This is a genomic window from Acinetobacter brisouii CIP 110357 (assembly GCF_000488275.1).
Lineage (GTDB): Bacteria > Pseudomonadota > Gammaproteobacteria > Pseudomonadales > Moraxellaceae > Acinetobacter > Acinetobacter brisouii.
In genome coordinates this window covers 65,034-86,482 of sequence record NZ_KI530765.1, presented here as the reverse complement: position 1 = coordinate 86,482, position 21,449 = coordinate 65,034, and the positions used below count along the sequence as shown (strand labels likewise).

General features: G+C 38.7%; 19 protein-coding genes, 2 pseudogenes and 1 riboswitch. Of the genes and pseudogenes, 7 read left to right on the top strand and 14 right to left on the bottom strand.

The window, feature by feature from the left end; genetic code table 11:
• Positions 1 to 317 precede the first annotated feature (317 nt).
• The 5 genes from P255_RS14335 to P255_RS14315 all read left to right on the top strand — a co-directional run bounded on the left by P255_RS14335 (position 318) and on the right by P255_RS14315 (position 4,453).
• Positions 318 to 1,262 (top strand): ABC transporter permease, encoded by a 945-nt coding sequence (locus P255_RS14335; protein ID WP_035365720.1) that lies wholly within the window; start codon positions 318 to 320, stop codon positions 1,260 to 1,262.
• Positions 1,262 to 2,143 carry an ABC transporter ATP-binding protein gene (locus tag P255_RS14330; RefSeq protein ID WP_004898526.1) on the top strand — a complete coding sequence of 294 codons (882 nt, stop codon included), beginning with the start codon at positions 1,262 to 1,264 and terminating at the stop codon, positions 2,141 to 2,143. The genes P255_RS14335 and P255_RS14330 overlap by 1 nt, the downstream gene beginning before the upstream one ends.
• Before the next feature lie 77 nt (positions 2,144 to 2,220).
• Positions 2,221 to 3,225, top strand: a complete 1,005-nt coding sequence (locus P255_RS14325) for an isopenicillin N synthase family dioxygenase (protein ID WP_035365718.1) — start codon at positions 2,221 to 2,223, stop codon at positions 3,223 to 3,225.
• Positions 3,222 to 4,109, top strand: coding sequence for a hypothetical protein (locus tag P255_RS14320; protein ID WP_004898520.1), 888 nt, complete (start codon positions 3,222 to 3,224; stop codon positions 4,107 to 4,109). The genes P255_RS14325 and P255_RS14320 overlap by 4 nt, the downstream gene beginning before the upstream one ends.
• 14 nt (positions 4,110 to 4,123) lie before the next feature.
• Complete coding sequence (locus P255_RS14315; RefSeq protein WP_004898516.1) at positions 4,124 to 4,453, top strand: DMT family transporter; 330 nt, start codon at positions 4,124 to 4,126, stop codon at positions 4,451 to 4,453.
• 172 nt (positions 4,454 to 4,625) lie between these two features.
• On the opposite strand, the gene P255_RS14310 is transcribed toward P255_RS14315, so the two are convergent.
• From P255_RS14310 to P255_RS15545, 4 genes are read right to left on the bottom strand one after another with little or no spacing between them, the layout of a single operon-like run.
• On the bottom strand, positions 4,626 to 5,654 hold the full coding sequence (locus P255_RS14310) for an ABC transporter substrate-binding protein (protein ID WP_004898513.1): 1,029 nt from the start codon (positions 5,652 to 5,654) through the stop codon (positions 4,626 to 4,628).
• Complete coding sequence (gene atzF, locus P255_RS14305; protein ID WP_155756895.1) at positions 5,651 to 7,474, bottom strand: allophanate hydrolase; 1,824 nt, start codon at positions 7,472 to 7,474, stop codon at positions 5,651 to 5,653. The genes P255_RS14310 and atzF overlap by 4 nt, the downstream gene beginning before the upstream one ends.
• Before the next feature lie 5 nt (positions 7,475 to 7,479).
• Positions 7,480 to 7,914 (bottom strand): CopG family ribbon-helix-helix protein, encoded by a 435-nt coding sequence (locus P255_RS14300; RefSeq protein WP_004898507.1) that lies wholly within the window; start codon positions 7,912 to 7,914, stop codon positions 7,480 to 7,482.
• Positions 7,907 to 8,044 carry a hypothetical protein gene (locus tag P255_RS15545; RefSeq protein WP_004898504.1) on the bottom strand — a complete coding sequence of 46 codons (138 nt, stop codon included), beginning with the start codon at positions 8,042 to 8,044 and terminating at the stop codon, positions 7,907 to 7,909. Before P255_RS15545 ends, P255_RS14300 begins: the two co-directional genes overlap by 8 nt.
• A gap of 311 nt (positions 8,045 to 8,355) precedes the next feature.
• Between P255_RS15545 and P255_RS14295 the strand changes: the two genes are divergently transcribed.
• A complete protein-coding gene (locus tag P255_RS14295; RefSeq protein ID WP_004898502.1) occupies positions 8,356 to 10,218 on the top strand; it encodes an AAA family ATPase in 1,863 nt (620 codons plus the stop codon).
• A gap of 25 nt (positions 10,219 to 10,243) precedes the next feature.
• Here the strand turns inward: P255_RS14295 and uca are convergent, their stop codons facing one another.
• The 5 genes and pseudogenes from uca to P255_RS14275 all read right to left on the bottom strand — a co-directional run bounded on the left by uca (position 10,244) and on the right by P255_RS14275 (position 15,970).
• The gene (gene uca, locus P255_RS14290; protein WP_004898501.1) at positions 10,244 to 13,849 is read right to left on the bottom strand and encodes an urea carboxylase; all 3,606 of its coding nucleotides are present in this window, start codon (positions 13,847 to 13,849) and stop codon (positions 10,244 to 10,246) included.
• A 2-nt stretch (positions 13,850 to 13,851) separates the two neighbouring features.
• Positions 13,852 to 14,505: an urea amidolyase associated protein UAAP2 gene (locus P255_RS14285; protein WP_004898497.1), complete on the bottom strand. Its 654-nt coding sequence runs from the start codon at positions 14,503 to 14,505 to the stop codon at positions 13,852 to 13,854.
• Positions 14,506 to 14,524: 19 nt separating this feature from the next.
• Positions 14,525 to 15,268 (bottom strand): urea amidolyase associated protein UAAP1, encoded by a 744-nt coding sequence (locus tag P255_RS14280; RefSeq protein ID WP_004898493.1) that lies wholly within the window; start codon positions 15,266 to 15,268, stop codon positions 14,525 to 14,527.
• Between the two features lie 27 nt (positions 15,269 to 15,295).
• Positions 15,296 to 15,392: riboswitch (guanidine-I (ykkC/yxkD leader) on the bottom strand.
• Positions 15,393 to 15,571: 179 nt separating this feature from the next.
• Positions 15,572 to 15,691 (bottom strand): annotated as a pseudogene (locus P255_RS15540) (phenol hydroxylase); the annotation flags it as partial.
• A gap of 30 nt (positions 15,692 to 15,721) precedes the next feature.
• Positions 15,722 to 15,970: a phenol hydroxylase subunit gene (locus P255_RS14275; protein WP_004898488.1), complete on the bottom strand. Its 249-nt coding sequence runs from the start codon at positions 15,968 to 15,970 to the stop codon at positions 15,722 to 15,724.
• A 712-nt stretch (positions 15,971 to 16,682) separates the two neighbouring features.
• Between P255_RS14275 and P255_RS14270 the strand changes: the two genes are divergently transcribed.
• Positions 16,683 to 17,150: a hypothetical protein gene (locus P255_RS14270; protein ID WP_004898485.1), complete on the top strand. Its 468-nt coding sequence runs from the start codon at positions 16,683 to 16,685 to the stop codon at positions 17,148 to 17,150.
• Between the two features lie 1,070 nt (positions 17,151 to 18,220).
• On the opposite strand, the pseudogene P255_RS15755 reads toward P255_RS14270, so the two are convergent.
• The 5 genes and pseudogenes from P255_RS15755 to repM all read right to left on the bottom strand — a co-directional run.
• A pseudogene (locus tag P255_RS15755) lies at positions 18,221 to 18,331 on the bottom strand (hypothetical protein); the annotation flags it as partial.
• Positions 18,332 to 18,827: 496 nt separating this feature from the next.
• Positions 18,828 to 18,995, bottom strand: coding sequence for a transposase (locus P255_RS15295; RefSeq protein WP_162183194.1), 168 nt, complete (start codon positions 18,993 to 18,995; stop codon positions 18,828 to 18,830).
• 236 nt (positions 18,996 to 19,231) lie between these two features.
• A complete protein-coding gene (locus P255_RS14260) occupies positions 19,232 to 19,609 on the bottom strand; it encodes a hypothetical protein (RefSeq protein WP_004898482.1) in 378 nt (125 codons plus the stop codon).
• A gap of 2 nt (positions 19,610 to 19,611) precedes the next feature.
• Positions 19,612 to 20,229: an AAA family ATPase gene (locus tag P255_RS14255; protein WP_035365716.1), complete on the bottom strand. Its 618-nt coding sequence runs from the start codon at positions 20,227 to 20,229 to the stop codon at positions 19,612 to 19,614.
• 141 nt (positions 20,230 to 20,370) lie between these two features.
• Positions 20,371 to 21,309, bottom strand: a complete 939-nt coding sequence (repM, locus tag P255_RS14250; RefSeq protein WP_035365734.1) for a replication initiation protein RepM — start codon at positions 21,307 to 21,309, stop codon at positions 20,371 to 20,373.
• Between the last annotated feature and the right edge of the window lie 140 nt (positions 21,310 to 21,449).

Sequence of the window (21,449 nt, the reverse complement as noted above, 5' to 3'; positions counted from 1 at the left end):
TAAAAATATGTAGTTTTAGGGTATACTCTAAGATAACACTAATTATAAGCTTAAAGAATGATGATATTTATTTAAAATTAATTTCATAAAATTGATAAATAATTAAAATTTAATCAGATCTACAGATTAATTATGAGATGCCATTAAATTTCGGATTAACTCAATCATTTTAATCGCTATTTCAAATAGCAATAGTCTAGAACCAAATTTCTACATTTATGAAATGTACCTATTACATCGAGTGGCATTCATTTTGCTTAATAAATATTACGTTTTTTAAAAATAGTAATACTAAGGCCAAAATGGGGGCTGTAAATATGGGTTATGTTGCAAAGGAACTGAGTAAAAAGAACAAGCTTATGTTTAGCTTTGGCTCTTTTCTTATTCCCATACTAATTTGGTGTGCGGTGAGTTATCTTCCTTTTATTTGGCACCCTCAGGTACAAATTACAGACTCGGGCAGTACACCCTATTTGCAAGTTGGTAGTCGGGTTGATAAAAATGTGTTCTATAGTGAGGCACAAAATGCGATCAATCAACATTCTGCACCACCACAAGGAATTTTAGTTAATCCTATTTACTTACCTGCACCGCATGAAGTTGCTAAAGCTTTAGTCACTGCTTTCACAAAAGCCCCAGAACAGCCTGATGCACCATGGTTTCATCAAAGTTTATGGCACAGTATCAAACTGGTATTTACCGCATTCTTTATTTCTTCAATTGTGGGGATTCCACTCGGCATACTCTGTGGTTTTTCTCAAAAAATATCACTTTTAACCGAGCCTTTTGTTGAATTCTTCCGTTACTTGCCTGCTCCAGCCTTTGGTGCTCTTGCCGTTGCCATCTTAGGTATCAATGATGCACCCAAGATTTCTATTATTGTCATTGGAACATTGTTTCAACAAATTTTAATTATCGCCAACACTACACGAATGGTCGATAGAGGTTTAATCGAAGCAGGTTATACCCTAGGCACCAACAAATTAAAAAGCTTATTTCATGTCGTGATTCCCTCTGCTTTACCAGATATTTATCGGGATTTGCGTGTGTTACTCGGCTGGGCATGGACGTATTTAATTGTTTCTGAATTGATCGGAACAACGTCAGGTATCACTTGGTTTATTACCCAGCAAGCACGCTATCAAAATTTCGACAATGTTTATGCTGCAATTTTGATTATTGGTTTAATCGGACTGGTTTGTGATTGGGTTCTCATGAAATTAGGGACGCACATGTTTACGTGGAAAGCAGGAGTGAAATAATGACTCATTCAAATTTTAATGCATCTGACTATTTTGAAAAAATTTATGAACGTCCTGTGATTTTAGAGGCCAAGCAACTCAGCCAAGTGTTTAAACACGGAAAAACTGAGCGTACGGTGTTAAACAAACTGGATTTGAAAGTTCATAAACGCGAGTTTATTTGTGTGATTGGGCCATCTGGCTGTGGAAAATCGACCTTTAGCCGCGTAGTTGCAGGCTTAGACCCTTATCATAGTGGGGAAATTTTGGTTGATGGTGAACCGATTTCTGGCCCAAGCCCTGAACGTGGCATGGTCTTTCAAGGTTACACCCTGTTTCCATGGAAAACCGTCAAAGAAAATGTCATGTTTGGCCCTCGCATGAAAGGCATCAGCCAAATGGCTGCCGAATCACAGGCTCGTGAGTGGATCAATATTATTGGTCTGGATAAATATGAAAATCAGTACCCTCATCAGCTCTCTGGGGGAATGAAACAACGTGTGGCGATTGCCCGTGCTTTAGTCAATGAGCCTAAAATTTTACTCATGGATGAACCTTTTGGTGCACTTGACCCACATACACGCCAGAAAATGCAAAGACATTTAATGGATTTATGGCAAAACATTGATATTACAATTATTTTTGTGACGCATGATATGGATGAAGCCATTTTACTGGCAGATCGTATCGTGGCATTAAAAGCCAATCCCGGGGAAATTAAAGAAATTATCGAAGTTGATCTTCCTCGCCCTCGCTCTTCAGATGTGTTTACCACACCTGAGTTTAGGCGTTTAAGAGAACGTGTCGATGCACTGGTACATGCTCAGGAAGATGAACTTGACCCAGCTCTTGCAGAATTGCCAAAGATTCCGCGTATGACGCAAATCAGTACAAAAAGATAATAGCTTCTATACGAATAGCATTTGGGACGACCTAAATGCTTTGGTTCTATGTTGGACGGCCAACGTTGGTGATCTTCATGTCTAGTTTGCATGTTTTACCCCTCGTCGATATCTCAAAATTATCGAGTCCGTATTTGGAAGACCGACTCACAGTTGCTGCTGCGCTGGATCGAGCAGCAAAGGAGGTTGGTTTTTTATATTTAACAGGAGAGCAATTTAACCCTGATTTATTTACAGCGCTGCATGAAACCGCAAAACGTTATTTTGCTCAAGATTTACAATCTAAAATGAAGCATTACATTGGTTTATCTGAGAATCACAGTGGCTATGTACCTATTGGGGAAGAGCGTTTTGCAGAAAATCACATTGATCTGAAAGAAGCATACGATGTCAATTATGATCATCAGGGTTTAGATGGTCGTCGTCCACTGATTGGCCCAACACAATGGCCCAATGACCCCGAATTTAAAATGCATGTCTCAAATTACTATCAACATATCAAAGCGATTGGGCAGCAAATTTTTCAGGGTTTTGCACTTGCTTTGGACTTAGATGAGCATTATTTCGATACACACATTTTAAAAGCGCCCAGTCAACTTCGCTTGATTCACTACCCTTTTCATGCCAATGCACAAGATCAGGATGGGATCGGTGCACATACCGACTACGAGTGTTTTACTTTACTGCTACCAACAGCTTCGGGACTGCAAGTTCTCAATAAACAAGGCCAATGGATTGATATTCCACTCCTAGAAAATACTTTGGTCATGAATGTTGGTGACATGATGGAAATCTTGTCGAATGGCCGTTACTTGGCAACCAAACATCGGGTCAAAAAAATTTCTGAAGAACGCTATTCCTTTCCGTTCTTTTTTAGCTGTGATTATGACTATGTCATTCAGCCGATCACGCAAAATGAATCGCCTAAATATTCGGCACTACAATGTGGCGAACATCTGTTTAATCAAACTGCTCAGACTTTTCAGTATTTAAAAGAAAAAGTGAAACGCGGAGAAATTCAGCTAAAGAATGCCCGCCCGCTTTATTCCTTTGGCTTAGACGAAAATCAGGAGTCGACATGAATTTAATTCAACTCTGCTCAAAACTTAATGCAAGCCCTATGGAAGATCTCACATTACCAAGTTATTTATTGGGCGCATTTCGGCGTAAAAGCATTACTTTTGCGAATGGTTTGACCGATGAAAAGACCATTGTGTACTGGTTTCAGTCCAAAAGTTTTACCATTGATTTGCGCTTAAAAGAGGCAAACACCACACCTGTTTTGGACAGGCAGGGCTGGATTGGTGATACCTGTTGGGATCAGGAACAACAACTCCTTTCATGGCATGTAACCAGCAATTATCAAAATCATATTCAATGGCCTGAACCAGCCAAGTTACACCCGATTGGCAATGCCATTTTAGAGTTTTCACCCAGTAATGCCTATGTTGAAGACTGGCGGCAACAAGTCACTCGTGGGCTGTATCTAGGTTTGCGCTTATTTAAAATTGAAAATTTAGAGACGAAACAAAGCTATGCTGCCGATGGGGGCCTGATTATTTGCGATCATTTTCTTGCCTTTGCCCAATCTCGCCATCCTGATATCCAACAACGACTCAATGTCCACAGCACTTTAAGCCATGCCTATACCGAGCAAAGCATTAATTTGGAAGAAATTCAAGACTATGAGGTTTCGATCAGTTTTTACCGAGAAAACATATATTTAAGTACCATCACTGACAGAGTTGGAACCACGATTGATCTTGAAAATTTTGAACTTCTAGATGCTGAAACACTGGTACAAAGCAAAGTGATTCAAGGCAAAAACTGCCGTCTATATTTTAAACTCGATGTATTTCAGCCCAACTTTGAATTTTCAACACACACTGAAACCACGACTGCCAGTCAACGCTGGCTACAACAAGAACAAGATCATCTTTTTCATGCTACAAAAATAACTCTATAGGAATCATTTCTCTTATGGCTTTTCTTTATTTACTGATTGCGATTTTGGCAGAAGTGATCGCCACTTCTGCCATGAAAGCATCCGATGGTTTTAGTCAGTTATTACCCTCAGGTATCACCATTTTGGGTTATGCCTTTGCGATCTACTTTTTATCTCTGACCATGAAAAGCATTCCAATCGGAATTACCTACGCACTGTGGTCTGGTGCAGGCATTATTCTGGTTTCACTGGTGGGATTCTTTTATTACAAACAGCATTTAGATGTTGCGGCTGTCATCGGTTTAGCGTTTATGATCGCAGGAATTATGATTATCAATCTATTTTCTAAAAGCACACATCTTTAATTTTATTGAATTTTTCTATATGAATGAAGCGCTTTTATTCTCTGATCAGAAGAACTCGGGACAATAACTTAAAAATTGAATACTGCTTTATTTGGGTTTTCTGGCATTTAGTTTTTAGTTGCTAGAAACAAAAATAGCCCAAGATAACTTAGGCTATTTTATAGATCAAGTTTTATTTTAACTCTTGAATCAATGCTGGATAAATCAAACCATCAACATTCTGTTCGGTTTTATAGATGCCATTTTCCACGTTGAATTTATTGACATGGTAAGACGAACCATAAATTGAGTCGAATCCATCTCCTTTGGTAAAGACTTTTTTGTTGTCGGCAATACTGAGCAAATGTGTACCACTCACCATCAGCTCATATTGTTTCGGATCGACCCCTGAACGATTCGCCATGATTTTCACGGCATCCGCATGAGTTGCAGGGTCATTGATATATTTCACCGTTTTGTCCCACACTTGCAGAATTTTTTTCCATTCCTCTTTGTGTGCAGACAAATGGCTCATATTGACTGACAAAGTATCGTAAATCAGACCCGGTTTATCTTTCGAGGTATAGATAATTTTTGAACCTGGAACAGATTTAAGTGCTTGACTTGCAACAGGTTGCCAAACGGCAATCGCTGAAACTTCTCGACTTGTAAAGACCTGTGGTAATTGGTTGGTTGCAGAGTTAACCAGTTTCACATCATTGATCGACATTTTTTGGTCAGACAATGCAGTTGCTAAAAGAAGATGATCAACAAGTCCTTTTTCAAGACCAACCGATTTGCCTTTTAAGTCCTGAATCGAGTTAATCCCTTCTTTAGCAATAATCACATCATTGCCCGCCGAATAATCCGTAGCCAAGATCATCATCCCTTGGGTACCGCCCGATGCTGTTAATAAGTCATCCCCATTGGTTACGAACACGGCATCAAGCTGATTGGCTGAAAATGCTGACAGTGATGCTGAATAATCGAACCATTTAAACTCAACATTGACTCCTGCATCTTTTAACCAACCTTTTTCGATGGCAACTTGCCAAGCCACCCAACCCGGCCAGTCACTATAACCAATGATAATTGGTTTACTATTGCTACTGGTTGCCGCCGATGAACTTTCCTTGGCCTCTGGTACTTTGGCCTTATTGTCACAACCAGCGAGTAGAATGGCAGACAATACCGATACCGATAAAAATGCTTTATTGATCATACAGAAACTCCCCCGATTTCCTTTACTTGAGATGTCGATGTGTTTTGTTGCAATGACTGTATATAAGCTCTCCAGCCACCCAAATGACTGATGTCTAGAGCGTCGTTGATGGCATAATTTTCACAAATAAACCCTTTGACCCATGTGCCATCTTCCAGTTGCAGATTGCCAATGCCGAGAGGCGCAGGCACTTCTGCCACGATTTCACCAAATCTGGCGATTGGAATCTCCCAAACTTCGATGTCAATCGACTGACCTGCCAAGTCAAATTGCAGTCCTGGTTTAGGTGGCGTGGTATTTTTTAATGCGAAAAGTTTATAACTGGCTGCGGTTTTGGCTTTTTTAAGCAGTGTCCCTTGACGGGTGGTGAGCTGAAAATTCAGTGGCATTCCTGAGAGATGCGCTCCCACAACAGCAAGTTTCACTGCATGTTGTGACTCAATTTCCATCGTTTTTGAATAGGTCTGAGTCGATTTACCCAAAGTGAGCGCAGTTTCGGCTTGCCAGATTTGAGCAAAGTTTGCCAAGGCCTGATCGTGCCAAGCCGCTGCAATAAAAGTCACACCACTCGGTAAACCATCTGCACGCATTGCATTGGGCAAAGCCAAAGCCGATAAGTCTGCGAAATTGACAAAATTGGTATATGCACCCATGTGTGAATTTTTCACGATTGGATCGGCTTCTACTTCGGCAATGGTATAAATGGTCGGTGCGGTCGGCACCATCAAGGCATCATAAGGTTGTAAAGCAAGATTGATTTTTCGCGCCAGCACGGCACGGTTGTATTCAGCTTGCAGTGCATCGGTCGCTGTAAATTTGTCGGCCTGAGCAATAATTTGGGCAATTACAGGATGTGCCTGTTCACGGTTCACGATCTTTTCAACTGCAACTGTGCGCTCAGCGACCCAAGCATCGTTATATAAGGCTTGAGCAAGCTCGTTAAAAATCGTGAAATCAATCGTTTCAACGTCATAGCCCAGTTTTTTAACCCGTTCAACTGCCAATTCAAAGGCTTTTTCGGTTTCAGCATCGCCATAAAATTCAAGCTGGGCAGGAATCGCGATTTTCCCTTTGGAAAAATGGGTTGGGACATTGGCAGGATGCGCACGTGAATATTCATCGCTTTCATCATAACCCTGCATGATGCTTGCCACCGACCACGCATCATCAGCCGTTAAGGCAAAAATCGAAATTACATCAATGGTACGGCAAGCAGGAATCAGCCCTGTGGTTGAGAACCAGCCTTTGGTTGGTTTCAATCCGACAATATTGTTATGCCCTGCGGGTACACGCCCAGAACCTGCGGTGTCAGTCCCCAAACTAAATGGCACCAAACCGTTTGCCACCGCAACCGAAGATCCCGAACTTGAACCACCACTGATATATTCAGGGTTAAAACTGTTTTTCACTGCACCAAATGGAGAACGTACACCGACCAGACCCGTCGCAAACTGATCAAGGTTGGTTTTGCCCACCACGACTGCCCCTGCACTTTTGAGTTTGGCAATCACGGTGGCATCGGTTGTTGCCAAGTAAGCGGCTTCTTGACATGCTGCCGTGGTATGAAAACCTGCAACATCAATATTGTCTTTGACCGCAAACGGGACACCATATAAAGGCAAGTCAGCCACATCTTTCTGTTTTAAAATTTCAATTTGGGCTTGGATTTGTTCAGCAGAAGCAATTTCAATCCAAGCGTGATTGTCATTGTTGAAAGTTTTGACATAGTCAACTAAACCTTCAAGGGTGATTTGCTTATTGGCATAAGCAGTTTTCCAGTCTTGAATTGTCCATAAGTCTTGCACGACTTGACTCCTGATTTGGTTTAATCGTTTTGTGGAATTGGTGGCATCACCGCATCCATCAGTTCTAAATGTCCTTTAATCACCCCCTTGAGAGCAGTGAATTGCTGGCTGATATGTCTGAGTTCTGAGCTTGCCCCTTGCATAAGCATGACTTGCAAGATTTTTTGCTGATCGAGCTGAATGTGTAATGAGCTAATCACTTGAGTTAAAAACTGTTGTTGTAAATCAATTAGTTGATTACGGAGTGTCATCTGGCTCGCGTCATATAAAATGGTCAGCGTGCCCACCATGACTTCGTTGGCTTGCGCCTGTTCCGCGATCAGGTGTTTGTTGATCATGTCGACAATGGCTTGCGAACGACTTTCATAATGTTGATCGACAATTTTCTGATCGAGTGCATTTAATGTTGTTTCAGGCACAGTAATGCTGATCCGTGCCAGTTTTGGTTTAGGCACGGTGTAATCCTTTCAGCTTGTTGGCATTTGGATTTTGGTTGAAATAAATACCTGCACGGGCACTCAGCAGATCAACCAGAAATGTTTTGAGTGGATGTTGCTTTTGGGTTTCTGATTTTGCATGGTTCATCTCGCAACTCCTATTCAGTATTACCAAATCTATTTTTTGTATTACTGATATTAGGAATGCAGAAAATGTGCCAATTTTTGAGGTGGGTTTTGCAGGTTTTAGGTAGGTTTTTCGGGTGTTTTTTTGTGCAAAATTAAGCCCCATGCACAAGGATGGGGCTTAATTTGAGATAAATGAATAGTTAGCTTACAAAGGGGCTGTTAACCTAAAAATTCTAAGGAATATTTTCTATAACAAAAGATTTAATACTATGGAATTCAAATAAATTTTTAGCTAAATTCATATTATGAATAAATAAAAAGTAGAACCATATGCAATTAGTATCAATTATTTTAGAAAACTTTAGAGGTTATCATTTAAAACATGAAGTTCTAATTGATAAAGATTTTACAGGAATCATTGGAAAGAATGATGTAGGTAAATCTACTATTCTTGAAGCATTAGATATTTTCTTTGAAAATTCAAATTTTGAAAAGAACGATAAATGTATCTTTGCGAATGAAGATGAATTTCCATCTATAACTTGTGTTTTCAATAATTACCCTAAATTTTTAATTTTAGATAATACATCTCAGACTTCCTTAGAAAATGAATATCTGTTAAATATTGATTCATTATTAGAAATTAAAAAAACATTTAGAATCAACCAAAAGATTACAACAGATATATCAATCATTGCTAATTATCCATCTAATCCTGATCTGAATAATTTAATTACTCTTAAAAACAATGAGCTAAAAACTCTAGTCAAATCTAGGAATTTAGATATTTCTTTAGTAGAAGACCAACGTTCAAATACTTCTTTGAGGAAATTTCTTTTTTCTTCTGAGCCCCTTTATTTTCAAACTAAAGAAATTCTTCTTAATAAAGAAGATGCTAAGAATGTTTGGGACAATTTAAAATCATTTATGCCTTTATTTGCATTATTTAAATCTGATCGAAATAGCAGTGATCAAGACAATGAAGTACAAGACCCAATGAAACTTGCAATTAAAAATGCACTTTCAGAAATACAACCACAATTAAAAGAAATTCAAGAACATATAAAATTAAAAGTTGAAGATGTAGCTAAAAGAACTTTAGATAAATTGGCTGAAATGGATCCAACTTTAGCAAAAGACTTGATTCCTGATTTCTCAAAAGACCCCAAATGGGATTCTATATTTTCTATGTCACTTGCATCTGAACAAGGTATTCCTGTTAATAAACGAGGGAGTGGTGTTAGAAGATTAATTTTACTTAATTTTTTTAGAGCTGAAGCTGAAAAAAAATTTAAAGAAGCTAATGGTCGTTCAATCATTTATGCAATAGAAGAGCCAGAAACATCTCAGCATCCAAGCTATCAAGAAATGTTAATCAAAGCTTTATTAGATTTAGCTATCCTTCCCAAAACTCAAATATTAGTTACAACTCACACCCCAGCTTTAGCAGGGTTAATGCCTATTTCTAGTCTTAGATATATCATCAAAAATGAAAATAATCAGCATAAGATAGAACATGCAAAAAACAATAAAATCTTAAAAGATATTAGTGATGACTTAGGTATACATCCTTTTGGATCAATCAATGATTCTCATTGCCACGGCTATATATTTGTAGAAGGTGTATCTGATGTTGTATTTCTAAAACATATTTTTTCACAATTTGCAAACAATGGACTCATCCAAAGAGATTATATTTCAAACAATGAGATTCAATTATTAATAAGTGGTGGAAGTGATAACTTAAAACACTGGGTAAACTATCAACTCATTGAATCACTCAAAAAGCCATGGGCTGTTTTTTTCGATTCAGATAATGATGGGAAAAATTGTGATAAATACTTAAAAAATATTGAAATACAGAAAAAATATCCTGATATTATTTTTCATTTAACAAAAAAAAGGGAATGTGAAAATTATATTCACCCAAATGTCATACTTCGTAAAACTAATAATAATGTAGTTTTTTCACCAAATGATTTTGATGATCAAAAAATAGCATTGCATGCAAAACTTATAGATTATATTGCTATTAAAAAAACTAATTTGATTGAAAAGTTATGGGATTCAACTTCTTTTGAAGAAATTATTGAAATCTGTACAGATTCAGAGGGAAATAATGAATTTTTAGATTTTATTAACCGTATAGAAGATAGCTTTAATTTAAATCAATCTTCGAGAAAGACCGCCTAAGCGGTCTTTCTTAATTGTTTTCTCATCAAGCCACAGGCGCTAACGTAAACAAAACCTGCCCCGTTTTCACCGTTTGCCCTTTTTCAATGGTAATCGCCTCAACCTTCATTCGTTCAGGTGCAACAATTGGTATCTCGATCTTCATGGCTTCAATCACGGCAAGAGTCGCGCCTTCCTCCACAATATCACCCAATGCACATTCAATTTTCCAGATTGACCCCGGCATATGCGATTCAACCGAACATCCCCCTTCAGGAATCGTCACGGCTTCACCATCATCCACCGCGTCCAGACTTTCAGACACATACTCTTGCAAACCTGCTTCATGCCAGCGACGACGTTCAGCTTCGAAGTTGGCTTGCTGCATGTCTTTAAACGCATGAATAGTTTCAGCATTTTTCTCTAAGAAATCATTGTATTCTTTCAGATTTAAAACACCGTCTTCAATCCGAAGTTTTAAACGACCTGCCTTAAAGTCTTCGCGCATGTGCAACAGTTCAGCTTCAGACACTTCATAAAACTTCACTTGGTCAAAGAAGCGCAGTAACCACGGTTTACCGTCTTCAAAATCGACATTTTTGCGGTAGCGACTCCACATTTGCGTCGTCCGTCCCACAAACTGGTAGCCCCCTGGCCCTTCCATGCCGTACACACACATATATGCGCCACCAATACCGACCGCATTTTCAGGTGTCCATGTCCGTGCAGGGTTATATTTGGTGGTGACTAAACGCTGACGCGGATCAAGGGGTGTCGCAACAGGTGCGCCCAAATACACATCGCCCAAGCCCATGACTAGATAATTGGCGCTATACACCACATCTTTAACCGCTTGTTTCGATGCCAAGCCGTTGATACGACGAATAAACTCGACATTGTCAGGGCACCAAGGCGCATCTGGACGCACAATTTGCGTATAACGCTCAGTCGCGAGTTGCGTCTGTGAATCTTCCCAAGCCAAAGGCAAATACACGGTGCGCGATGGCACTTGCATATTGTGAATATCAGGTAGTTCATTTTCGGCTTGTTGCAGTTTATGCAGCAGTTCAATCTGATCGAGTTCAATCGAATCAAAATGAATCTGTAATGAACGAATGCCCGGTGTTAAATCAATAATCCCCTGAATATCTTGATCTTTCACCCACTGCATCAAGGCATGAATACGGAAACGCAAGTTCAGGTCGAGAACCAGTTCACCATATTCCACCAACAAATAGCTGTTGCCTGCAGGTCGATACGTCACGCTCGGCAAATCATCCTGTCCTGCAAGCGTCGCTAAAACAGCATCGTTTAAAGCCTCTGTTTCAGCGTTAAACTCAGGGCTAAAATCAATTCCTGAGACATCATCAGCCATCACACTTTGATGATACTGCTGATCGAGTGCTTTGGCTTGGGCATAGCTGACAGGAATAAATTTGACTTTATCACCTGCTTTCAACTGACCGATTTTCCAAAGTTCCGAGTGAATCACCACCGCAGGGCAAACGAAACCGCCCAGACTTGGCCCATCTGGCCCCAAAATAATCGGCATGTCACCCGTAAAGTCGATTGCACCAATTGCATAGGCATTGTCATGGATGTTGGATGGATGCAGTCCTGCTTCACCACCATCTTGACGCGCCCATTCAGGTTTTGGCCCAATGAGGCGAATGCCTGTACGGCTTGAGTTATAGTGAATTTCAAACGCATTGGCAAAAAACGTGTCGATGTCCTGTTTGGTAAAGAAATCAGGTGCACCATGTGGGCCGTACATCACCGCAATTTCCCATGTATGGGCAAACTGTGGAATTTGAGCTTGCGGTAGTGCCGTGGTACTTTGGGTCAAATATTCAGTGATCGGCAACATATCGCCAATCAGTAAATTACGTCCTGCATGTCCACCAAATTGCCCCAATGTAAAGGTCGCTTGTGAGCCTAAATATTCAGGCACATCCAGACCGCCTTTAATCCCGATATAACTGCGGCAACCTGTGGTGATCGAACCACATTTAAGCACCTGACCTTTTTTGACATTGATGGTTTGCCACATCGGTACGGCTTCGCCATCCAGTTTGGATGGCATATCACCACCTGTAATCACGATTTGGCTGTCACAGTGGAATTTTAAAGTCGGGCCTTGCAAGGTACATTCAAGCCCTGCGGTATTTTTGGGATTGCCTAAAAGCTGGTTGGCAACCGTTAAACTTAAAGGATCAATCGCACCCGATGGCGGCACACCGACATCCCAGTAACCCAAGCGCCCCGTGACATCCTGCACTGAAGTTTGGATACCTGCTTGCAGCACTTCGATTTTTTGGGTTTTCCATTCAAAGGTATTTAAAAAACGTGTGGTCTGTGTGCCTTCATGGAACACATCACAGGCAATAATATTTTGTAAATACTCAAGATTGGTTTCAATACCTGCAACTTTGGTCTTTTTCAGACTTGAACTCATAGCTTGAATGGCTTCGTCACGCGTATGAGCCGTTACGATGATTTTGGCAATCATCGGGTCATAAAAAGACGAGACATTGGAGCCTGTTTCGACCCAAGTTTCGACTCGTGCCTGCTCATCAAATTTGACATAAGTGAGTAAGCCTGCACTCGGTTGAAATTGCTTGATCGGGTCTTCTGCGTATAAACGGACTTGAATCGAGTGACCTTTCGGCGCCAATTCCTCAGTCGGAGCTGTCCAGTCGCCACTCGCCAGTGTCACCATCCATTCAACCAGATCGACACCAAAGACTTGCTCAGTGACCCCATGTTCCACTTGCAGACGGGTGTTGACTTCCAAGAAATAAAATTCTTGGGTTTCAGTGTCCATGACAAATTCAACTGTTCCCGCAGAGCGGTAATTCACCGATTGCATCAGTTGAATCGCCACTTTTTGGATGTAAGTGCGTTGCTCATTATTCAAATGTGGTGCAGGCGTTTCCTCAATCACTTTTTGGTTGCGGCGCTGCACCGAACAATCCCGTTCACCCAACGCTAAAACCTGACCCTGACCATCACCAAAAATTTGCACTTCAATATGACGGGCATGCTGGACAAATTTTTCCAGATACAAGCCCGCATCTTTAAAGTTGGCTTGCGCCAAATAGGACACGGTTTGATAGGCATCTTTGAGTTCGCTTTCATTCCACACCAAACGCATTCCAATCCCGCCACCGCCAGCGGTACTTTTCAGCATGACGGGATAGCCAATTCGTGCTGCTTCGGTAAGTGCTTCGGCTTGATCAGCCAGCAATGAACTTCCCGGTAAAAGTGGCACTTTGCTTTTGATTGCCAGTTCACGTGCGGTATGTTTTAAACCAAAATCTTTCATCTGGCTGGAGTTCGGCCCAATAAAGGCAATTCCTTGGTTTTCACACAGGTCACAAAACTCGGCATTTTCCGATAAAAAACCATAGCCGGGGTGAATGGCTTCAGCCCCAGTTTGCTGGGCGACTTCAATAATTTTTTCAATATTTAAATAACTTTGCTGTGCAGGCGCAGCACCAATACAAAAGGCTTCATCCGCCAAGGTCACATGTAGTGAATCTCGGTCGGCTTCTGAGTAAACAGCGACGGAAGCAATGCCCAGTTTTTTCAGGGTACGAATGACACGACAGGCGATAGCACCGCGGTTGGCGATCAGGACTTTTTTAAACATGACTACACCTCTTCTGCTTCACGCACAACCAGTTGAATTTTGGTTGGGTTGTAGGCATTACAAGGGTTATTTAACTGTGGGCAATTGGAAATCAGCACGATTAAGTCCATTTCTGCCTGAATTTCAACGTATTTCCCCGGTGCAGAAATACCATCATCAAATTTAAGCTGACCGTCTGCGGTGACAGGCACATTCATAAAGAAGTTGATATTCGGGCCAATATGACGCACATTCAGCGCATATTTGTGTGCAATCGGATGTTTCGCCAACGCATACATAAAGTTATTGCGACAACTGTGCATCGGGTATTTATCGTGCGCATAACGAACCGTATTACTTTCACATGAACACGCCCCACCCAAGGTGTCATGGCGACCACAGTTATCATCGTGAATCACCGCCAATGGGCGACCTAAATTGCTGTATAAAGTGGTGCCTTTTTCAAGGTAAATGTGCTGGTTGATGGCTAAAGTGTCCGTTGCACTGTAGCGTTCGTTTGGATCTTCTGCGCTAATAAATAAGGTATCAACAGCTTGGTTGCCTTCGAGGTCAATAATTCGGAAATACTGCCCTTTTTTGACTTCACACATCCATGCTTCGCCAGCAGGGCAAACTTCATTAAGTACTGATTTTTCAAACGATTGTAAACTTGTCATTTCGGTATCCCCTGCCAACTTAGTATGTGTTTTCAAGTGCGTAATAACGGGCATTATTTGCAAATGCACGTTGGTTTTGTGGGCATGAATCTCGGCAAATGTCGGTTTCATTTAAAGGCAATGCTTTAAACAATTTCATTTGCACATCGGCAGGTTGATAGCGCTCTGCACCATCCAAAGCATGTGGAGCAGCAGAAAGGAAAACTAAACAGTCCATTTCAAAGCGGATTTCAATGATTTGATTGGTATTGTCAGACTCGACATAAGACAGTTTCCCCTCATCATTCGGGGTCACTTTTGAAAATAGGTTCAGGGTTGCGCTTAAATCGGCTTGTCCAAGTGAATATTTGCTCATTTCGACCAACAAGCTGTCCAAGCCATTTTGGTACATGTCATTGCGTGCATCTTGGAAAGTTCGCGTTCCAAATTTTTGTGCAATCTGTTCAGGTCGGCTTGGGCCACAAATTACATCGTTCCATCCATGATCATCATGAACGATTGAAGCCATCACGCGACCCAAATCTGAATACAAGACATGTGAAGCTGTTAAGTAAGCGGTATGTTGCCCTTTTAAACTATCTGGCATATTGAATCGTTCGAGCTTATCTGCGGCATTGACACAAAATAAGGAAACATTGGCATGTGCAGCAAGTGATTGAAACTGCAAGATCGTGCCTTTTTGGATACGACCAGACCAATGATGCCCACCTGGCAGAAGTTCTGACCAAATTTCTTGATTATTGTGATGATTTGCAGTGTTCATAGCCACTCCTGTCGGATAGTTTTGACTTCCTCCCGGGCTTTTATCCCTCCGTGTAGTTCGCTAGGAACCGTGAACTCTCGGTCCAGTCATACGCTGCTGTATCGGAACCCTAGATCACTTTTTCTTATTTGAGTAAATGCAAAGGGCATGCCAATTTAGTAATACTGTTTTTGCTTTAAGTAATACTATTTTTGCTTAATATCAGTGCGCTTTATAAAAATTAGCTGCTGCGTGCGCCAAATTGACCATCTTTTCTGGAATAAATGATCAATACAAATACTCTAATCATTCGTGTTGTATGCTTCGGATATCGTAACTGGCTTCCTGATAACGCGATGCGACTTTATCGCCAAAACGCTTCTCAACATATTTATAGGTATTCCGAATGGGTTTTACATTCGACGTTTTAATATCAATTTGCATGCAAGATCTCCCTGATCATTTACATTTGTTTTATTCATTAATTCCAGGCAATCCAAAGCGCCATTTCATCCGTTCATATTCAAGCTGTGCAATTTCATCATGACTCAAGTTTTTCACATGATGCCGCTGACAAAACTCTTCAAAGGCAGCAAAAGGCATAATCATTTCCACTGCAAGCTCCGGATCACCAATTGAAAACTCAAACTCGACAAAGCGATCTCGTTGTGTTCCGGTAATATGGACATAGCACTGGGGCTCTTCCTGATTGAGTAGTGGCATAACTGCATCCTCACCTTTCCCTGTCTGATATTTTGCAAAGGCTATGCCAACTTAAAAATATTTATATATCAATTACTTATTATTATTTTTAAATATTTATGAGTTTTATTTCTTTATAAAATTATCAAATTCATCTTTGGACTTGCGAAAATTCTTAAGTCAAATCCAAAAATTAATCAGAGTTTGACGAAATTGATTCAAGAACAGACAATTGTGATGGGAAAAAATATCATCCATCATTGTATTCGTTAGTCGATCTATCTAAGACATTGAAATAATTACATTTAGCTTAACTTTTATTTTACTTTAGCCACATAACCACAGATATTAAAAAAACTTGTAAATCAATTATTAAATACAACTATTAAACAACTAAATTAAAATACAATTACCATGTTTATAAATTAATTAAAACAATTAACATACATGTATTTAATAAGTAAAAAACAAGTATATTAATTATTTTTAACGCATTAAAATTCTTATAATATTTTGATTTTTATTTATATTTAAAAAATAAACCTAGTTAAAATTCCCTTAAATAATATAAATACTTGAAATTTAATTTTCAGTCTAAAGTAGTGCAGTAATATTACTATCTTATTTTCTAGACTATTTATTGTATTTAAAAATTCCTAAGCATTACTTGCTATTTTTCTACGCTCAAGATTCAATACACCACTTACAATCAACTTCATAAAGAATAATTATTATGAATTTTAAGATGCTACTTGGCACCCTGCTTCTTGTACCAACAATTACCTCAGCCAATACATGCTATACAAAGTCCGATACTTTAATAAAAGGCCTGTACAAAACCTTCCCTGTGGATGAATCCAATAACATACGAGAAGCTAACCCTGCTCTACTCAATAAATTCTTCTCCAAGAAGTTATCTGACCTAATCATCAAAGATGAAAAATGTGCAGAAAAAGTACAGGGACTCTGCAATATTGATTTCGATATCTCAACTGGTGCACAAGACTCACCAGACAAGAACAAATACACGATCATACAAAGCACCAACACACAGGTGAAAATACAACTTGAGTACAACCACACTCCAGAATTGTTAATTTTTAAAATCAACTCAAAGTCGAAATGTATGCTGATTGAAGACATCTATTATCAGAATGAAAAAATTAGCTTATTGAAACTCTTAAATAAAAAAGTTCTATAATGGTGAAGTTAATGAAATTAGTTAAAAATTTCTTTTGTATTGTGATGGTTTTTTGATTCCATTAGTTATTTCAGCGCTCTTATTATCATTTGTTTTTCTTATTTCGATTCTTCTAAAACATCCCAATAATTTTTCAATTCATTTTGATAGCGGTCTCTATGTAAGAACTTTCTCGTTGCTTTTATTGGGATCTGTATTTTTTTCTGGGATTCAATCTATCATTTATAGTTTAATGATGAACCTGTCTGTTTTACCAAGAATGAAGAAAACTCGATATATTCTATTCGTAAGTACAATATTAGGTGGGTTATCTGGAATATGCATTTTTCTTTTTAATCTACTTTTTGATCGAAGTTTCCATTTTAGCTTAACTTACTTCTATCTTGTTTTATTAGGTCTGGTCGTTGGTGCAATTTCTGGCTATTTACTCTTAAAAATTAGATCTTTCCTTTTCTAATTTTCAATAAGATACAACTTTTTTAAAGTTAAAGTAAAACTAAAGAACATGTATTACAAAAATAAAAAACAAGTAAACAACTTGTTTTTATGAAATTAAATATCTAAATATATTATTATTTTTAAATTATTAAGAAATCTTCTAACCAATAAAATATTAATTTAAATAAAACCAAGATCACAAATCCCTAAAACAGCAGCTTCAATTATTTTATAGTGATCAACAGATATTGGACACGGTTTTAAGTTTTTTTTCAGCCTCACAAGGGCTGATGCCATCATTAAATTGATGATGGTCGTATCTGATTGTAATATTCCATCAGATACAGACCAACATCTAGTCTTGCATCTTCAATTGAGTGGCACCCGAGTTTAGGAATCCATTCTATCTTGAAGCTGCTAAAGAGCCATTCTATAGATGCATTGCCCCAACAGTTTCCTTTTCAGGTCTACTGTGTCGCATATCATAATACCAACCTCTGCCGAACTAAATGGATTCTATACTGGCTACCCGAGAAGCATTGCTTCGCAAGAGAATGGAAGATGACACCAACAGCTTTCCACTGATGATGCCATGCTTCACCCAATGCCTTAATCACTAACTACTGATCTGCTTATGCTGACATAGACCAACCAATGACTCGACGCGCATATAAATCAAGAACTACTACAAGGCAACCCCACGTTTTACCTGTCCAGATATATGTAATATCACTGCTCCAAACATGGTTAGGTTGAACAAGTTTAAATTGCCTGTTAACGTATTTGAAACAAGAGGGACGTCACCCATATTGCTTTGATATTTATGCTTCTATGCTATCTGGAAACAAGACCCGATTCACGCATTAATTTACGTATCAAATAGCGCTCAACCTTAATCCCTTGATTCAGTAACATAGATCGAATTCCTCGACTACCGAGAGAGCAACGGCTTTACTTAAAGACACTCTTAATTATCACTTTAAGCTTGGTGCGATCTGGGTTCGAACTTTTGTATGTCATATGGTAATGATAATAACTTGAACGAAGTACACCAAAGGCATGACACAGTAATTTAACAAGGCTCCGCTTTCTTAATTGATCGATCAACGCATATGTTTGAATTCGTCTGACATCAAGAGAGCTGTAGCTTTTTTAGGATCATCTTCTCCTGTTCGAGTTGATGAATACGAGCTTTAAGTTGCTGTATTCCCCTTTGTTCCGTCATTAAAGCAGGTGTTGTTATGGCTTGACCTGTTCGTTCAAATTAAAGTTGTCCACCCAGCATCTCAATGCTGTTTGTCCCATATCTAAAGCACGACAGACCTGTAAAATTGAATAACCTTGATCAAGTACAAGGCTTACTGCTTCGAGTTTAAATTCTGGAGTGAATGTACGTCTTGGTTTCACAGAACACCTCTTTGGTGAATACCCCAAGTTGGTGTCCAACTTTATTAAACCACTACAGTTAAATTCCCACTTCCTGTTGATTAAAGATATTCAACAGAAATATAAGCAATTGAATTCATGAAACATACAAACCAAATAAGTTGTTTAATAGTTGTATTAAACAACTTATTTAAATTTTATTTATTCTTATTAAATACAAATAAGTACATGTTTTAAACAAATAAAAAACAAGTATATTATTTGTTTTTTACAACATTAAATTTATCAGAAACTATTGATTTATATTCTTCTTTTCCGATCACTTTTTCACATTTTGCTAAAATTGTTTCACGAATAAAAGCATTAATTGAAGTATCACCAAGCTCTGATAATTTTGAAACAGCAACTTCAATTGCTTTTAACTCTTCAGGGAAGAGTGGCACAGTAATGTTACGGCCTTGCTTGGTACGTGAACGCTCACGATTGCTTAAAGTGTTTGGCTCTAATTCAACTTCACTCTTATTTCGAGTCGTGATTTTTTTGGTCTTAGGCTCTACAACTTTTACATCCGAGTTTGCATCTTCAATAAAAGCCGTTTTCTCTCGGGCACGTTTAAATCTATCCAAGTCAGCCATAATCAAAGTACCTCAATCAAAAATTCATTAAACTCGTCTTTTGCTTTACTACTGTTCATTTCAGAAACAGACTTCGCTTCCACAATCGCGTCACGGAATTGCTTACGATCCTTAATCACAGTTTGCAAAAGTTTAAAATTAGGATAGTCTGCAAGATAAGCTTTCGCTTGCTCAATCTCACTACTTTTCGGATTGGTTGGCGCTTTGTTGATGACAATATATGCTTCGAGTGTTGGATTATCCGTTTTGACTTTTTGAATTTTGTCTTCCAAATACGGAATCACTTCCAGATCCAATAAGCTTGCCTGAGTCGGCACAACCAACTTATCTGTTACCAATAATGCTTCACGAAAAACTTCCGAGTCCCGCCCAGCAATATCAATCAATATGAAATCATAGTCTTCGACTTTCTTTTCTAGCATATCAAGTAAGTTTTCATGAACTGCAATTGAGTCCAATTTACTTTCACGAAAATCATTCCACTTATAAGCAGAGCGTTGCTCGTCAGCATCTACCAGAAGTGTTTTACCTTTATTCATTAAAGCTACAGCAATGTTTGTCGCAATCGTGGTTTTACCCACACCACCTTTACGATTTGCCACAGTAATAATCAGTGCCATACTTAGCCCCATAATTTTTCTATAAAATCATTATAGATGAATTATAGATTTTTAAAAGCCGTTTGAAACAATTATAAAAAAACTAAAAATTAACTATTAAAAATGTTTAATAGTTGTATATATGTTAAATAAGATACTATTTTATTTAATATTAAACCCAACTCTTTTTAAATCATCAATGTATTTAATTTGAAAATCAATATCTTTTAATTTTGTAATCAACCTAATTTCTAGGTCACCATAACTTTCCCCAACTTCAGCATGCTTAGATGCGAACTCATCATCATAGGCAAGCTTATTGGCAAACAATCGAATCTGTTTCTCAGTCAAACCATTGAATAGGTCAGGGTTCTCTTGATCTTTGTCTGGATCAATCACATCCTTAATCGGCTTAGCTTTAAATTTAAACTGAAATCCTGTAATCGTTCGACCAGTTTTAAACTGCTCATATTCAACCTGAATGTCAGTGTATAGATTAATTTGCTTAATGGCAGGTTCAATGACAATACGCTTAAGGTTATCCATGCGTTGATATTCGCTGTCATCCAAGCCAATCTTTTCGCGAAAATCCGCAATGGTAACAACAGGAGTCTTGCCAACCTCACGCCATGAAATCAAAATTTCATAAAGTCGAATCGCATACTTACTGGTAAGCTGTGCAACTTGCTTCAACTGATAGCTAGTGAAGTGCTTTTCTAATCGCGTGATCAGAGGTACAACATCTGGAGCAAAGGTAAGTTCAATCACACCATGATTGTCTGCATATGCAATTTTAGAGATCCAGCGTGATTTAACTATAAATTCCTTGTTTTCATTTGGACGGAACTCTCGGTATGAGAATTTTCGTTCAAATAAGGTGTTATTCGCATTCTTAAGCGCTTCATAGGCAGTTTCATTGGTAATGCCAAAACGCTGCGCATAGTCTCGAGCATTGATGCGAATCACTGTTTCAGAGGTAATACCTTGCCCATTTTCCCGAGCACTAACAATTGCAAGTAAAATAAGGCGTTGTTCTGTTAATTCTAAGTTATAGCTCGCATTGATTAACGCATTATCTTTAACTACGAGTTCGTTTTTCATGTCACTATTTTTCATATTCAACATAGTTTCGACTATATCATACTTTAATGTAGTTAAAAGCAAGGAATTTATAGTTATATGACAAGGAATTTATAGTTATATGACAAGGAATTTATAGTTATATGACAAGGAATTTATAG